Annotated in this window: 11 protein-coding genes; 2 read left to right on the top strand and 9 right to left on the bottom strand. The window is 71.8% G+C overall.

Annotated features, from left to right (window positions below; genetic code table 11):
* Nucleotides 1-50 precede the first annotated feature (50 nt).
* On the bottom strand, nt 51-806 hold the full coding sequence (locus AC067M_RS39195; RefSeq protein WP_478701797.1) for a ferredoxin reductase: 756 nt from the start codon (nt 804-806) through the stop codon (nt 51-53).
* A 7-nt stretch (nt 807-813) separates the two neighbouring features.
* Nucleotides 814-1,419: a sulfite oxidase-like oxidoreductase gene (locus AC067M_RS39190; protein ID WP_478701775.1), complete on the bottom strand. Its 606-nt coding sequence runs from the start codon at nt 1,417-1,419 to the stop codon at nt 814-816.
* A gap of 249 nt (nt 1,420-1,668) precedes the next feature.
* Between AC067M_RS39190 and AC067M_RS39185 the strand changes: the two genes are divergently transcribed.
* Nucleotides 1,669-2,400, top strand: a complete 732-nt coding sequence (locus AC067M_RS39185; RefSeq protein WP_478701774.1) for a GNAT family N-acetyltransferase — start codon at nt 1,669-1,671, stop codon at nt 2,398-2,400.
* Between the two features lie 16 nt (nt 2,401-2,416).
* On the opposite strand, the gene AC067M_RS39180 is transcribed toward AC067M_RS39185, so the two are convergent.
* From AC067M_RS39180 to AC067M_RS39160, 5 genes are all read right to left on the bottom strand, one after another.
* Nucleotides 2,417-6,808, bottom strand: a complete 4,392-nt coding sequence (locus AC067M_RS39180; protein WP_478701773.1) for an SAV_2336 N-terminal domain-related protein — start codon at nt 6,806-6,808, stop codon at nt 2,417-2,419.
* A 3-nt stretch (nt 6,809-6,811) separates the two neighbouring features.
* Nucleotides 6,812-7,804 carry an AAA family ATPase gene (locus AC067M_RS39175; RefSeq protein WP_478701772.1) on the bottom strand — a complete coding sequence of 331 codons (993 nt, stop codon included), beginning with the start codon at nt 7,802-7,804 and terminating at the stop codon, nt 6,812-6,814.
* Nucleotides 7,804-10,128 carry a VMAP-C domain-containing protein gene (locus AC067M_RS39170; RefSeq protein ID WP_478701771.1) on the bottom strand — a complete coding sequence of 775 codons (2,325 nt, stop codon included), beginning with the start codon at nt 10,126-10,128 and terminating at the stop codon, nt 7,804-7,806. Before AC067M_RS39170 ends, AC067M_RS39175 begins: the two co-directional genes overlap by 1 nt.
* On the bottom strand, nt 10,116-11,300 hold the full coding sequence (locus AC067M_RS39165) for a lipase family protein (protein ID WP_478701770.1): 1,185 nt from the start codon (nt 11,298-11,300) through the stop codon (nt 10,116-10,118). Before AC067M_RS39165 ends, AC067M_RS39170 begins: the two co-directional genes overlap by 13 nt.
* A 149-nt stretch (nt 11,301-11,449) precedes the next feature.
* On the bottom strand, nt 11,450-11,881 hold the full coding sequence (locus AC067M_RS39160; RefSeq protein ID WP_478701769.1) for a MarR family winged helix-turn-helix transcriptional regulator: 432 nt from the start codon (nt 11,879-11,881) through the stop codon (nt 11,450-11,452).
* A 229-nt stretch (nt 11,882-12,110) separates the two neighbouring features.
* Here AC067M_RS39160 and AC067M_RS39155 point away from each other — a divergent pair, with 229 nt between their 5' ends.
* Nucleotides 12,111-12,899 (top strand): putative protein N(5)-glutamine methyltransferase, encoded by a 789-nt coding sequence (locus tag AC067M_RS39155; protein WP_478701768.1) that lies wholly within the window; start codon nt 12,111-12,113, stop codon nt 12,897-12,899.
* 15 nt (nt 12,900-12,914) lie between these two features.
* Here AC067M_RS39155 and AC067M_RS39150 read toward each other — a convergent pair whose 3' ends face one another.
* Together AC067M_RS39150 and AC067M_RS39145 are read right to left on the bottom strand one after the other, a co-directional pair.
* Nucleotides 12,915-13,289 (bottom strand): hypothetical protein, encoded by a 375-nt coding sequence (locus AC067M_RS39150; protein ID WP_478701767.1) that lies wholly within the window; start codon nt 13,287-13,289, stop codon nt 12,915-12,917.
* A 76-nt stretch (nt 13,290-13,365) separates the two neighbouring features.
* Nucleotides 13,366-15,438, bottom strand: coding sequence for a SpoIIE family protein phosphatase (locus AC067M_RS39145; RefSeq protein WP_478701766.1), 2,073 nt, complete (start codon nt 15,436-15,438; stop codon nt 13,366-13,368).
* Nucleotides 15,439-15,461 lie beyond the last annotated feature (23 nt).

Here is a 15,461-nt window from a genome sequence, read left to right as displayed (position 1 = left end):
ACAAACAGGAAGAGTCGGGTTTTTCGCCGGATAATGTCCCGGGGCGTCCCTCAGCCGAACCGCTCGATCCTGATCCGCTCCACGGGCTGGCCGGCCTCCACCAGCAACCGCGAGGCGTGCTCGGCGAAGGCGTTGGAGCCGCACACGTAGGCCTCCCACCCACCGGGCGGCTCCTCGGCCAGCAGCGGTGCCACATGGGCGGCGGCGAGCCGCCCCACCGGCCCCCCTTCCGGCGCGCTCCGCGTGAACACGGGCGTGGTCTCGGCGCCGTACTCGGCAGCGTAGATCAGGTCCTCGGGGCCGCGCGCGGACACCAGCAGCCGCAGCGGCACGGACAGCTCCCGCGCCCGGTGGTGCCGCACCATCGACATCAGCGGTACGACGCCGGAGCCCGCGCCGATCAGCAGGGCGGGCCGGTCGCCGGGCCAGGCGAAGAACCCGCTCAGCGGGCCGCGCACCTCGACCCGGTCGCCGACCCGGGCCACCGTGTGGAACCAACCGGAGACCTCGCCGCCGTCGACGTGGTCCAACGTGAGCTCGACGTGCCCGGAGTCGTCGGGCGCGGACGCGAGGGAGTAATGCCGCTGGGCCACGTACCCGTCCTCGGCGGTCAGCCGCAGCATCAGGTGCTGCCCGGGCAGGTGCCCGGCCCAGGCGGGCACGGCGAACCGGAAGGTGGCCGCGCGCGAGGTCTCGCGGCGGACCTCGGTGATCGTGGCCGTCTGCCAGTCGGCGGCGGCCCGGGCGCTCACGGCGATCCGCCCCGGTACCGCGAACCGCGTCGGAGGCGTGAAGGCCGGGGGCATGGTGGTCTCAGTCACCGGAGTACCGCTGCTCCTCCCAGGGATTGCCGCGGGCGTGGTAGCCGTTCTGCTCCCAGAACCCCGGCTCGTCGTGGTCGAGGATCCGGATGCCCGCGATCCACTTGGCGCTCTTCCAGAAGTACAGGTGCGGCACCAGCAGCCGCGCCGGGCCGCCGTGCTCGGGGTCGAGCGGCTTTCCCTCGTACGCGAAGGCGAGCCAGGCCCGCCCGCCGGTCAGGTCCGCCAGGGGGAGGTTGGCGGTGTACCCGGTGTGCGAGTAGGCCACGGCGTGCGTCGCGGACGGGTACGGTCGCACGGCGTCCCAGAAGGCGTCCAAAGACACGCCCCCGAACCGCACCCCGAACTTCGACCAGCCCGTCACACAGTGGATGTCACCCGCGTACTCCGACGCGGGCAGCGCGTGCGCCTCGTCCCAGTCCCAGCTGCGCGGCCGCTCCACGAGGCCGTCCACCCGGAACGTCCACTTCGCGGGCGCGAGGCCGGGTGTGACCTCCGCGGACAGGACGGGCCAGTCGTCGCCGGTGTCGTACTGACCGGGCGGCAGTCCGGCGTTGGTGACGCGGGGGCGGCCGGTGAAGCCTCGGGTGACGTGCATGCGTTCCACCGTACGTGCATGTCAGGGTGCCCAGGACCGCCGCCCACCCCTCACTCATGAAGGCCGTATGAACACTCCCGCGCCCCGGGAATAGCCGCCGAACCGGCGTTCTTACCTCCTGGTGCCGAGCCGGTGGTTCGTACGACCGGCCGGGCGGCGACAGCGAAGGAGAACGTGAACGATGCCACAGGCGCACGTGGTCACGGGGTACGACGGTTCGGACACCGAGGTCGAGAGCGGGGCCGCGATATGAGCGAGCCCGCGCCCGCCCGGCCGCACGTCCTCGACAACCCGGCCCTCGCCGCCCTCACCGGCCCGCACGCCCACTTCGCCGAACGACGCGGCCGGGTCCTGCGCTACCCCCTCGACGTCTCGCCGTGGCTGGCCCTGCCCGACGAGCCGGACGCGGACGACTGGGCGGACCTCGCGGCACTCGCCGGACCCGGTGGCGAGGTCCCGCTGCCGGGCTTCGGCGGTGAACTCCCCGACGGCTGGGAGATCACCGCCCGCATCGAAGGCGTGCAGTTCGTGGACGACGGCCTGGCCGCCGCGCCGGACGCGGAGGCGATCCGCCTCGGCCCCGCCGACGTCCCCGAGATGCTCGACCTGGTCGCCCGCACCCAGCCCGGCCCCTTCCTGCCCCGCACCATCGAACTCGGCACCTACCTGGGTATCCGGCGCGACGGCACCCTGATCGCCATGGCCGGCGAACGCCTCCACCCGCCGGGCTGGACCGAGATCAGCGCGGTCTGCACGGAGCCGTCCTTCCGGGGGGAGGGCTTGGCGACGCGCCTGATCCTGGCGGTGGCGCACGGGATCCGGGAACGGGGCGAGACTCCGTTCCTGCACACCGGTGCGGGGAACACCAAGGCCATCCGCCTCTACGAGTCCCTGGGCTTCAGCCTGCGCCGCACGACGGCGTTCCTCGCGGCGCGGGCGCCGGAGCGGCTGGGGGAGGGGCGGGCGGTGGCGGTGTCGTAGGCAGGGCGGGGACCTGTCAGGCGAGCTGCTCGGCGTGGGTGCGGGCTTCCGCGGCCTCGGCTGGGGCGGCGGCGCGGTCGTAGGCGTCGGCGGCCTGGAGCCAGGCAGTGCGGGCGTGGGAGGGGGCTCGGGAGGCCTGGTGGGCCAGCGCCAGGTTGCGCAGGGTCCGGCCCACCCGGTACCAGTCCTCGAATCCTTGGAGGACTTCCGAAGCTGCGTTGTACGCGGTGATTGCCTCCGCAGTGCGGTGCGCGGTGTGCAGGGCTTGGCCGAGGTGGTTCCAGGCGACGCCTTGGGCGTGGCGGTCGTCGACGCTCGCGAAGAGGTCTCTGGCGCGGGTAAGGGCGTTGATCGCAATGTCCGCGCGACCCGCCTCCTGCAGGGCGAGGCCCAGTCCGTTCCACGCGAGTGCCTCGCCACGTAGGTTTCCGACGACTTGTTGAGTCCCGCATGCCCTCGTCAGGGCGTCGATCGCCTCTTCATACCGCCCCGCCTTGCGGAGGGCGTGGCCCAGGTTGGTCCACGCGACGGCTTCGCCGTGACGGTCGTCGATGGACGCGAAGTGGTCACGGGCGCGAGTGAGGACTGTGATCGCCTCCTCGACTTGCCCCGCCTCATGAAGGGCTCGGCCGAGGTTGTTCGTCGCGGTGGCCTCGGCTGAGTCGTCTCCGCCGCGGTAGGCCGCGTCCCGGGTGGCCTTGCACACGGCGAGCCAGTCGTCGAAGTACCGCCGCCACGAAAGGTACTCCGTCAGGCACGCGGCGAGCCGCACCGCTTCGTCCGCGAAACGCTGCTGTCGAGCCCACTGCACCGCCACCACCAGACCGGGACGCTCCCCGTCCAGCCAGGCAAGAGCTGCGGCCCTCGTCGCGAACCGCTCCGGCTCCGGCAGCCCCGGCCGCCATCGGAGTCGGTCGTCGGCTGCCTCGGCCCATTGACAATAGGTCTTCAGCACCCGCTCCCGCGCGGCCTCTCCCTCCTCGGTCAGGTCGGGGTCCGCCGCCACCAGGCTCGCCCCGTACTCACGGACCAGGTCGTGCACACGCCACCTCTTTCCTTCCGCTCGGTCGATGAGATGTGCACGCGCCAGGGACTCCAGATCCCGAACCGGAGGGTCGTCGAAGCCCGACAGGGCCGCGGCGACCTCGGGGGCCACCTCGGGAGCCGGAGCGAGAGCGAGCAAGCGCAGCAAACGGGCCTGGTTGTGGGGCAGCCGCCGGTAGGAGGCGTCGAACGCGGTGCGGAGGCTGCGCTCGCCGTCATCGAGAGAGGACAGCCGATCGTGGGAGTCGGAGAGCTCCGCCACGAACGATGCCACCGGTCGTCCCGGGTCCGCCGCGAGTTGCGCCACCGCGATCTGCAGGGCCAACGGAAGATGACCGCAGAGGGCGGCGAGCTGCCCGGCCGCCGCGGCGTCGTCGGTGATTCGGCTGTCGGACGGGTCGGCCACCCTGAGCGCCCGGTCGAGCAGCGCGACCGCCGCCTCGTGCGTGAGCTGACCCAAGGGGACCAGGCGGGCTCCGAGTTGGGGCAGGCGATACCGTGACGTGACCAGGAGGCGGTGACGATCGCCGTTCGGGACGAGAGGGCGGATCTGCTCGGGCGACGAAGCGTTGTCGGCCAGGATCAGCGTGGGGTCCCGCACCGCCAGCATCGAGCGGTACAGTGCCGCCCGCTCTTCCGCCCTGGGAGGTAGGTGGTCTGGTCGGACACCGAGGGCCGACAGTAGGGACAGAAGGGTTTGGCCGGCCGAGACGGGGACGCCGTCGTGGCCGCATAGGTCGACGAAGAGCACTCCGCCGGGGAACCAGCCCATGTCAAGAGCCCTGTGGGCCGCCGCCAAGGCCAGTGTGCTCTTCCCGACGCCCCCCAGGCCGGAGACCACGGCGAGGTGCCCGACCTGCGGAAGGTCGGGATGCCCAGGTTCGAGGACGCGCAACAGCCGGTCCAGTTCCGCCTCGCGGCCGACGAATTCAGGCGGTAGCGGGGGCACACTGGTCAAGGCGCGTGGCAGGTCCCGGTCGCGTGGCCGATGCCTGCGCAGGACCGCCATTGCCACGTCCGCGGCCTGCTCGGCCGCGTTCCGTTGTCTGCCCGAAGTACCGACCGGATGCTTGACCGCCTTGGCATGGTCGCTGATTCCGCGAATCACGAGGACGTCCAGCCCCTGGTTCAGATGCGCCGCGCGGGCGGCACCCGAGCCCTCCGTCTCGATCGCCGCAGCGTCGGCGCAGAACTCGCGCCGACGCCCGGTTTCTCGGAGCGTGAGGTCGGCCGGGGGTGTATCACTGGCGGCGATGGGCGCGAAGTGCCCGCGTACGTAGGGCATGTCCTGTAATGCGGAACGGGCCGCATGCACGAGGGCGGGCGAGCCGTGCCAGCCCTGGGGGCGGACCGCGAACCCGTCGAGTAGTGTCCTGTCGTTGTCGACGTCATACACTGCGGTGCCCACCACGACGTCACCAATCCCAACATTCTCCTCAAGGCCCGTCGCGACGCCGACGAAGAGCAGCGCCTCCGGACGGAGCCAGGAGACGATCCGTGCGGCGAGCGAGGCCGCGGTTTCGGCCCCTCCACCCAACTCCGCGATCGCGACCGTCCAGGGTGCGCCGTCGACCCGACCGCGCTCGACCCGCGTCCCGTCCGCGTGGACCACCTCCTCCCGATCGGTGAGGTGAGCGCGAACGGCGTCGTACTCGACAGCCAACGCGGTCAGAATGACCACCGCAGGGCTCGGCGGCAGGGGCTTCCGACGCTCCCGCGCCACCTCCGGCTCGTCCTCCTCCTCGTCCGAGAACTCTTCGAGCTCATCCAGCCCCAGTCGTGTCCGCATCGCCGTCCCCAGCCGGGCAAACGGCTGGGGCGCCCCCTCGGCCCCTCCCTCCGCCCCCGGGCCGAGCAGCCAGGCCGGGAAGTCCGGTGACCTCCCCACCAGTTGCTCCACACGCTCTCCCACCCGCTGACTGGAAGCGACCAGCTCCTTCAGCGGAACGGTGTCGAGCAGCTGATCCTTCGCCTCCGCGGTGAAGTCGAACAGGCGATACTTCATCGGCCCCTTGGGCGGTGCCGCCACGGGCCGGAGCAGGCCGCCCAGGAAGATCTCCGCCAGGGCCGTGGTGCTGGTGCGCCCGGGCAGGCAGGACTGGACGAGCCGCATCACCGGAACCGTCACGGGCGCCACGGCCGCGAGATGAGCGGCCAGCCGTACGGCCGTGGGTGATGCCGTTCTGGTGAACGTGCGGGCGTCGGCGGGCGACGCCGCGGTCGGAGGAGTGGCCGAGGTGCGTGGCTCCCACAGGCGCAGCGGGACGGGCAGCGCCACCGTCGTGATCGCGGTCGCCCACGCGCGCAGCCCGGCCGGCGTCATCTCGACCACGGGCACCGGGACCCGGTCGAAGGACGACATGTCCGGCGGCAGGACGGGATCGGTGACGTGCCAGTCGGCGTTGCGGGAGCCGGGACGCGGCGCGGTGACGTGCCACGTGTCGGCGGCGACACCGGTGCCGGGCCACAGGTGGCGGGGCAGGACGTGGAACACCGAGGTGGGCCCGACCCTGCCCCACCGTTCCAGTTCGGCCCGCATCCGCCCGTCCCGCCAGGCGGGTGCCGCACCGTCCGTGATCACCATGATCAGGGTGCGTCCCGAGGGGTCGTTCAGCGCGCTCGTGGGCAGGGAGCCGGTCCTGCTGCCGCTCCACGGCCGGACGAGGAACACGCCGGGCCTGCCCTTGCGGCGGGGCTCCGGCCGAGTCCCGTACCCGAGTTGATGGATCTCGATCTGCCGGAAGGCGCCACTGTGTTCCAGCACGGCTTGCAGCTCACGGCAGTGGCGCTCCCAGAGCACCATGGAGATCTCGCTGTCGATGACGAGCGCGAGCCGCAGCCAGGGTTCCGGCATGGGGCGCAGCACCACGTTCGGGATCCCGGTGTCGGCCTGCGCGGCGGCTGTGGCGTCCTCGTCGAGCACGGTGCGGGTGGCGCCGGCGACGCGGCGCTTGAGCGGGCGCAGGGCCCGGCCGAGGGCGAGTTCACTGCCCAGGACCTTGCCCCCGGGCAGCCGAACGGACCCTCCGGGCGGCGCCTTGTCGGACGGAGCGCCGGTGACCGGCGCAGGGACCTGGGGACTCGTGGTGGCCGTCGCCGACGGGGGCTCCGGGACGCCGGGATCGTCGAGGGATTGCGAGGGGGCGCCGACAGTTCCGGTCCCGGGCTCGGGCGGCACGGCCGACGGGGCGGGCGGCTGTGGCACCTCCGCCACCCCCGCATCCGCGCCGTCACGCAGACGACGTACCAGCGGCGCGTCCGTCCCCCCAGGCAGCCGTGTGGCCAGCCACAGGGCGTCGAGCAGTTCCCCGTCGCCGAGATCCAGTCCGGCTGCCTCCAGGATGCGCCGCAGCTCCCCGGACACGGTTCACCCACCCGGGTTCAGCTGGTGCAGTACGGTCCGCAGCAGGCCGTCGGGGTCGAGCCGGGCTCCTCCGGCGCGCAGGAACACGGCGTTGAGCAGCTGATCCGTGGAGAGCTCCTTGAGCTCGCGTTGCTTCAGGAACGTGTCGATCAGGTCATCGGCGGCCGCCGCCGTGTCCGCGTCCAGATGACTCGCGATGATCCTGCGGAGCCGGTCCTTGCGAGGGTCGTCGAGGTGCAGCGGGAGGCAGCGCCGCAGGAACGCCGGCGGGAAGTCGCGCTCGCCGTTGCTCGTGATCACCACGACCGGAAACTGCGAGCAGCGGACGAATCCGCGTCGTACCGTCGCCCGCCTGCCCCGGTCCGCGGTGAACACCTCGACCTCCGGCTGCGATTCGGGCAGTCGGGACAGCTCCGGAATCTCGAAGGAGCCCTCCTCGAACACCGTCAGCAGGTCGTTCGGCAGATCGACGTCCCCTTTGTCGAGTTCGTCGACCAGGAGCACCCGGGGCCGGTCGGTCGGGACGAGAGCCGTGCCCAGGGGGCCCAGACGCACGTAGTTGCCGATGGCCGGAGCCTTCTTCGCCTCGGCGTTGGCCAGGCTGCCCTCCTGGAGACGGCCGATGGCGTCGTAGTGGTAGAGCGCGTCCCGGAGTGCGGAGCGGCTGTTGATCGGCCAGCGCAGCACGTCGCCCAGGTCGAGTTCGTGGGCGACGGCCTCGGCCAGCGAGGTCTTCCCGACGCCGGGGTGACCGGTGACGAGGAGCGGACGCCGCAGATGCAGGGCCGCGTTGATCACGTCGACCTCGGCGTCGCCGATCACGTACCCGGATTCCTCAGGTTCTCCCGCCCGCTCGGCGCAGTCCTCGCCCTCCCCGCCGCCGTCGAAGCGACGCCAGGGCGGAGCGGGCGGGATCTCGGCGGTGCGTTTCCTGCCGTCACCCTGGAAGACCCTCCACTCGGGCTTCTCGGCGGCCACGTCGGTCGGGCCAGTCATCAGCAACTCGCTTCCTCTTCGGAGGCGGACTCTCGGGTCAGGGACAGCACGGGGGGCAGCCCCCGGTCGTGGTCTTCGAGGAGCAGGGCGGGCCGCAGGGGATGGCGTTCGCGGTCGCGCTCCGCGTACGCATGCGCCCAGTACGACCGCACCCGTTCGGGCAGCCCGTGCAACTCGCCCTCCGGCTGGAGCTGGGCGAAGTCGCCGTCGGTGAGGGCGCGGGAGTCCTCGCTGTCCCAGATGACGACGGGGTACCCCAGGGCGAGAGCCGCCCGGACGAGCAGCGCGCCCGCTCTTCGGCCGGTGCGCACCACCACCCGGGCCGCGTCGGCGTTGGTGCGCAGGGTGGCGTAGGCGCGCATCGCCCGGGGATCCTCGACGGTGTGCGACTCGTCGAGGTAGACGACGTCACGGAGGGAACGACACGACCACCGTCTCTTCAGCGAGACCCGGCGGTAGTCCTCCTTGTCGGCGGAGGCCATCGGCGCACAGCGCAGCGTGATCCGTTGTTCCACGCCGAGCACCAGGGGCATGTCCGCGGGATCGGCGCCGTCCCACGCCTGCACGGGAATCTCCAGGATGTCGTCGTGTTGCAGCACGATCTCCACCACCGGATCGGTGCCGTCGAGCGCGGTGAGCGAGCGTGCGGCCCGTCCGATGAGACCCACGGCCTGCGCGGAACTGAGGGGCACCCCGTTGTCCGGGTGGACGTACCGGGAGAGCTCTCCCGTGCCGGCGTCGATCCAGACCACGCAGGTGTGGATGTCCCCCGTGCCCTCGGGGTAGACCTGCACGACGACGCGCGCGGGGGTCCGGGACGCGTGGAGTTTTTCGTCCCACTCGGCGGCCTCCGCCTTGCCCCGGGCCAGTTCGGCCGGGTCGACCCGCAGCCGCTCGGCGACCTGGTCGCCCCATTGCTCCAGCTTCTTGCGAAGGGCGTAGCGAACCGGGGCAGGACCGGTGTGAGCGACGAGGTACTGCGTGAATGCCACGACCGCGGGGACCTTGAATCCCGTCGTCACCGGACTGCGCCCGCCGGGGAACTCCTCCAGCCGCTCGATGTGCTCCATGAGCTGCGGCAGGCTCAGCGCACCGTCCGCAGTCACCTGTACGCCGAAACGTGATGCCGAGGCCTGGGTCAGCGTGTTGACCACGGCCGGTGGCAGGGCGGGCCACGGCGTGAGCAGGTCCCGCAGATCGGCGTACTCTCGCAGCGACAGCAGACCGGGAGCTCCGTGGCGGAGAGCCAGGGTGAGGAACGCCCGTATGACCTTTTCCTTCGCCTCGTCACAGGTCAGAGCCTCGACAAAGCCGGCCATCGCCCGGGGCTTGTGCAGCAGCGCCCGGGCGAACCAGCCCATGGGATCCCTGACGGCGGGCGGTATCGGGCCACAGGCGTCGACGATCCGGTCCATGTACTCGAGGCAGGTGGCGTCGTCCTTCAGATGTCTGCACAGCGCGTCGCGGACCGGCCCGAGGGCCGCGGCGTCCACGCGGGCGAAGGTCGTTTCGAACTGGGCGCCGTTGTCGAGGGCGCGGTAGTGGTAGGCCGTCGGTGTCTGCGTCGACGGGCTCCCGTTCGCGTAGCGGTCCTCGAACCACGCCCGTACGTGTTGTTCGAGCGCGGTCAGATCCGGGCGCAGGTGCGCTGCCTGGTCCTCCAACCAGTCCAGGACCGTGCAGGTGAAGAGCCCCGTACCCGCCGTGAGTTCCTGCTCGGCCTCCTGGCCGTCGCGGGCCGCGTACAGCACGAACTGCTCCACCTCGCCGCGCCCGTACCGTGGGAACGGGACGGGCACCGGAGCCTGGTCCAGTTGGTACTGCTCCTCGAACGCGGCGCAGGCGTCGATGAACAGCACTTGCTGGGTGAAGCCGGGCAGGTCGTCGCGGATGAGGTGGAGACGCAGATCCTCGAAGGCGACGCAGCGCAGGTCGGCGGCCCACGCGTCCGGCGTGAAGAGCAGCCGCCCGCCGTTCCTCCCCAGGACCCCGTGGCCGCCCCAGTAGACGTAGAGGAGTTCACCGGGAACGGATGCCAGTTCCTCGACGAAGACCGTGCGGATGTCGTCGGCCGTGCCGACGTGCCGCCAGACCAGGTCCGCGTCCTTGGCCGCGCTCGCGACGGCCGCCTCGCTCTCGTCCAGCACGGAGAGCAGCAGCGTGATGTTCTCCTTCGGTACGCCCCCTTCGCGCAGCCAGCGCGCGAAGCGCACGGCGTTGCCGGCCGCCCCGGCCAGGGTCATCTCGGGGGCCTTCGGATACTTTTCCAGCCCGATGACGACCGCATGGATCGCGTCGGGGACGACCCGGTTCAGTCCAGCCATGCGTTGATGGCGTCCCATACCTCGTCGTTGGACCAGTACGCGCTGTGGGAGTACGGGAACGGCTGGCCGTTGTTGGACACCTTCACGTCGAAGGCGCCCTTGTCGAACACCTCCGCCGCGCTGTAGGAAAGGAGGTCCCAGGGGTCGTAAATGTTCAGCCACTCGGCCGGGAAGTGCCCCGGTAGCGGGTCCGGATGTTCGAACGCGGTCAGGGCTCCGCACTCGTAGAGGAACGGAGCCTGGGAGCCCACCGTGATCAGCTGGTCGACACGGTCGAGGGGCTCCATGGCCAGCAGGTCCACGCAGGCGACTCCGCCCAGGCTGTGGGCCAGCAGCGTGATCCGCTCGCCCGGAGTGTGCTCGATCGTGCGCCGGATCAGCTGACGAATGCCGTCGCCGCGTGCCTGGTAGCGGAGGATGTCGCCCACCATCGCCAACGCGCCGTCGCTCAACGCGCCCCGCCGGTCCACGGTCCACCGGGTGGCCGACCGCAGCGCGGACGTCTTCACCGCCTTTCCCACCTTGCCCGTCAGCGCTCGGCTGCCGCCCGACAGTTCTGTGCTGAGAGCGGCGAGCAGGGCGTCACGGGCGGGACCGGCGAGGGTGTCGCCGCCGCGGGCCCTCGCGATGGCTAGGGTGCCAGCCACGACGGCCCTCGCCACCGCGTGCCGGTGCTCGTACCCGTTCTGGTCGACGGTGGTGGCGGCGTCACGCACCTCCGGTGAGGTCGCGACCTCGGCCAGTGCCGTAGCGAAGTCGGCGCGCAGCCCGTGCCGGTCCAGTCGGGCCAGCAGTTCCATCGACGGCCGGTACTCCTGGACCGTGGTGAGGAACCGCTTGGTGGGTGGGATGCCGCGGGGGACGCCCGCTTTCGGCGCGGGGCGCAGGCCGAGGAGCCGGAGCTCGTGACCCGGGTCGTTGTAGAGCACTTCCCACTCGGCGATGGAGGCGTCCGCCGCGTCCTCTTTGCTGCCCCCGCCGGACTTGGTGTAGCCGGGAACCGAGGCCCCGCCGTGGGTGAACCTCGCCCCCTCCGCCGGTCCCCACAGGCATCCTCGTACGTCCCAGTCGGGCCGCATGGTGCGGAACTCGGCTCGAACCGTCGCGAAGGTCGCGTTGTACGACTGCCGGCGTACGCCGGTTCCGTGCACGAATACGACCGACCGTTTCATGGCCACCCCCCGTTGCAGGGCCGTGACGACACACGGCGGGTGCGCCCCTGCGGCCCGACATGATGGTAGTCAGCCAGACCCCTGCGAATACGGCAAATGGCGAAGGTGGGGGTGAACCGGAGGCTGCTGCCGGGGATCGCTCGGCCGGTTCAGTCCTGCGGCGCCACCCAGCCGTTGTACCGCACCAGATACGCCGCGAACCTCTCCAGATCCTCCTCCGGCCAGTCCGCCAGCCGCTCGCGGAAGGCGGTACGGCGGCTCTCTGTGACCTGGGCGAGGATGTGGCGGCCGGGGGCGGTGAGGTGGAGGAGTTGGACGCGGTGGTCGTCGGGGTCGACGCGGCGTTCGATCAGCGCGGCGCGTTCCAGGGCGGTCACCTGGCGGCTGACGGTGGACTTGTCGAGGCCGTAGTGGGCGGCCAGGTCGGTGGCGCGGGTGCCGTCGCTCTCCTCCAGGTGGGCGAGCAGGGTGTACGAGACGAGTGAGAGCTCGGGGTGCATACGGCCCGCCGTGGCCCGGGCGCGGCGGGCGAAGCTCGTCATCTCGCGCTGGATGGTCTCGACGGCGTCGGCTGCGGTCACCTGACCTCCTGTCCAGTCATGGTTGCATAGTACAACTGGAGCGCCCTCGGGGCCCGCTCCACGGTAGGGTGAGCGCCCGGCTGTGGACCGACCCAGCCGTGCTGAGTCGAGGAGGTGGGACCCATTACCGCTGTGTCAGGTCGGGTGCTCTCACCTCGAGGTGGCGTGGACCGCTGCCCGTAGCGACCGCGAGAGCGCCCTTCGGCTCCCGAAAGGCTCTCGGCTTTCCATGCCACCACTCTCTCCCGCCCCGTCCCGTGACTGTGTCGTGGCCGCGCTGCGTGCCGCGGGCTGCGTCTTCGCCGAGGACGAGGCCGAGTTGATCCTCACCACCGCCCGTACGCCGGACGAGCTCACCGCCATGGTGGAGCGCCGTGCGGCGGGCCTGCCCCTTGAACACGTCGTCGGGTGGGCCGAGTTCCACGGGCTGCGTGTCCATGTGGAACCCGGTGTCTTCGTACCCCGCCGTCGCACCGAGTTCCTCGTCGACCAGGCCCTCGCCCGCGCGCCCCACGCCCGCCTCGTCGTCGACCTGTGCTGCGGCTCCGGAGCGGTCGGCGCGGCTCTCGTCGCCGCCCTCGGCCCGGTCGAGCTGCACGCGGCCGACATCGACTCGGCCGCTGTGCACTGCGCCCAGCGCAACATCGCCGGTCAGAGGGGCCAGGTGCACATGGGTGACCTGTTCGAGGCGCTTCCCGGTCGACTGTCGGGACGTATCGACATCCTCGCTGCCAACGTGCCGTACGTTCCGAGCGGCGAGGTCCCCCTGCTTCCCCCGGAGGCCCGCGATCACGAGCCGCTGACCGCCCTCGACGGCGGCGCCGACGGGCTCGACGTGCTGCGCCGGGTCGCCGCCGGGGCACCGCGGTGGCTGGCACCCGGCGGAGTGCTGCTGGTCGAGACGAGCGAACGTCAGGCGCCGGGGGCCGTCGACGCCTTCACCCGCGCCGGCCTGACCACGGAACTGACGGTGTCCGAGGAGCTGTACGCCCACGTCGTGATCGGCACCAGGCCGTAGTCGTCAGAGCTGTCATCAGGTCGTCGCGCCACTGTCCGACGGCTGCGGGGAGGGGGTGCGGTCGCTGTGGCCCCACGGATCGTGCCCCCGCTTGCCGCGCCAGTCGCCCGGGCCCCTGTCGTCGGAGCCCGCGTGGACGCGGATGGCGGTGCGGGTGCCGTCATCGTCGCGCTCGCCGACGAGGTGAGCGGTCTCGCCCTTCTTCACTGCGTCCGACGTGCCGTCGCGCCGGTCAGTGGCGGCCTTGCTCACCGTCCACGTCCACGCGGTGCCGTCCTCGCTCTTGACGGTGACCTGGTCGCCGTCGACCCTTTCGACGGTGCCGCGCTGCCAGATCCGCACGACCCATTCGCCGGTGTCGGGGTCCTTCAGGGTCGCCTCGCCGTGCACGGCGTCGCCGCCCAGCCCCGATAAACAACCGGTAATGAGTTCCTGTGAGTCCGCCGGATCCGCTGGATTGCTGGATCTACGTGCGTGCGCGGGCGATCAGCAGGGCCACGTCGTCGTGGTTGTCGGGATGGTGCAGCGTGCGCAGCAGGAGGTCGCAGAGGTCCTCCAACGGCCGCGCGGGGTCGTCGAGCAGCGTCAGCAACTGGTCCAGGCGCTCGTCCAGGGAGTGCCGACGCGTCTCGACCAGGCCGTCGGTGTAGAGCACGAGTTGGTCGCCGGGAGCGAAGTCGACGGTGGTGGTGGAGAAAGCCACGCCGCCCACGCCGAGCGGTACCCCGGTGGGCAGCTCGAGCAGCTCCGGCGGCCGGCCCTCCCGGATCCGGGCCGGCGGCAGGTGCCCGGCGTTGGCGATCCTGCACTGCCGGAGTTCGGGGTCGTGGACGGCGTAGAGGCAGGTGGCGATGGAGTGGTCGAGGCTCTGCGTGATCCGGTCGAGGTGTTCGAGGAGTACGGCGGGGTCGAGGTCGAGTGAGGCGAGCGTGTTCGTCGCGGTGCGCAGCCGGCCCATCGTGGCGGCGGCGCTGATGCCGCTGCCCATCACGTCACCGACGACGAGCGCGGTCTTGCCGCCCTCCAGCGGGATCACGTCGAACCAGTCCCCGCCGACCTCGGTGGTGGCCCCCGCGGGCTGGTAGCGGGAGGCGACCTCGAGGCCGCCCGTCACCGAGGGGTGGCTCGGCAGCAGACTGCGCTGCAGGGTGAGGGCGGTGTCGCGGGCGTTCTGGTACCAGCGGGCGTTGTCTATCTGCACGGCCGCGCGGGCGGCCAGCTCCTTGGCCAGCAACAGGTCGTCCCGGCCGAACGGCAGGGGGTTCCCGGCCCGTTTGAGGTCGAGGGCGCCGAGCACCTCGCCCCGCGCGATCAGCGGCACGGCGAGATACGAGTGGACGCCCGCGCGCGCCAGGTGCCCGGCCGCCTCCGGTGAGCGGGCGATGCGCGCCAGGTCCTCGTCCGTCACCCGCTCCACCAGGACGGGCCGTCCCGTGCGCACGCACTCCGTGACCAGCCGGTCGGGCCCGTAGCGGGCCACTTGCCCAGGCGGGTCGGCGGCCTCCAGTCCCTCCGGGGAGCGGTCCGCCCGGACGGCGAGGGCGCGGATCACCGCCGGCTGGGCGGGTCCCAGACCGCTGCGCCGGCCGCTGACGACCGCGTCGAGCAGGTCGACTGCGGCGATGTCGGCGAGCTCGGGCACGGCCACTTCGGCCAGTTCGTGGGCGGTGCGGTCGAGGTCCAGCGTGGTGCCGATACGGGCGGAGGCGTCCGCGATCACCGCCAGGCGCCGCCGGGCGGCCTCCGTCTCGACGGCCGCCCGGTGCTGGTCGGTGACGTCCACGATCGACGCGGCCAAGCCCAGCACGGTGCCGGCGGTGTCCTCCAGGCGGTAGAGCGAGAGCGACCAGGCGTGGTCCTCGTCCGGGTCGGCCGGGGTGCGGCCGACGAGGGACAGGTCGACGAGCGGCCGACCGGTCCGCAGCACCTCGTCCGCCCCCGACTCGAAGGTGTCCACGTCCAGCAGGGGCAGGAGCTCACGGGGTGTACGGCCCACGTGCTCCTCGGCCGGGAGGCCGTTGATGTCCTCCAGAGCCGGGTTGATGGAGACGTACCGCAGTTCGGTGTCCAGGACGGCGAGCCCGATCGGCGACTGGTTGATCATCCGCGTCGACAGCGCGACGTCGCGCTCCAGCCGCCGCAGGGTCGAGCGGTCGGTCGCGAGCCCCAGCGCGTAGACCTGCCCCTGTCCGTCCAGGAGCCGCTGGTTGCGGAACTCCACCAGGCGCGTGCTGCCGTCCTTGCGGCGGATGGGGAAGGCGCCCGCCCAGCCCTCGCCGGTGGCCATGACGTCGGCGAACAGCTTGACGGCGAGGCCGTGGTGCTGCTCGTGGACCATGACGTGGGCCGCGTACCGGCCGAGCGCCTCCTCGGCCGGGTAACCGAACAACTCCTCGGCCTGCGGGCTCCACAGCACGATGTGTCCCCGGGCGTCCAGCAGCACCGAGGCCACGTTCAGCACGTCGAGCAACCCGCTCGGCCGCACGGGCTCGCGATTCGGTGCACCGCCCTCGGACACGGGCGACCCGGCTGTACTCATCGCACGCACCGCCTCCGCCGTCC

The sequence above is a fragment of the Streptomyces sp. NPDC043427 genome, assembly GCF_056436655.1.
This window is presented reverse-complemented; position numbering and strand designations above follow the sequence as displayed.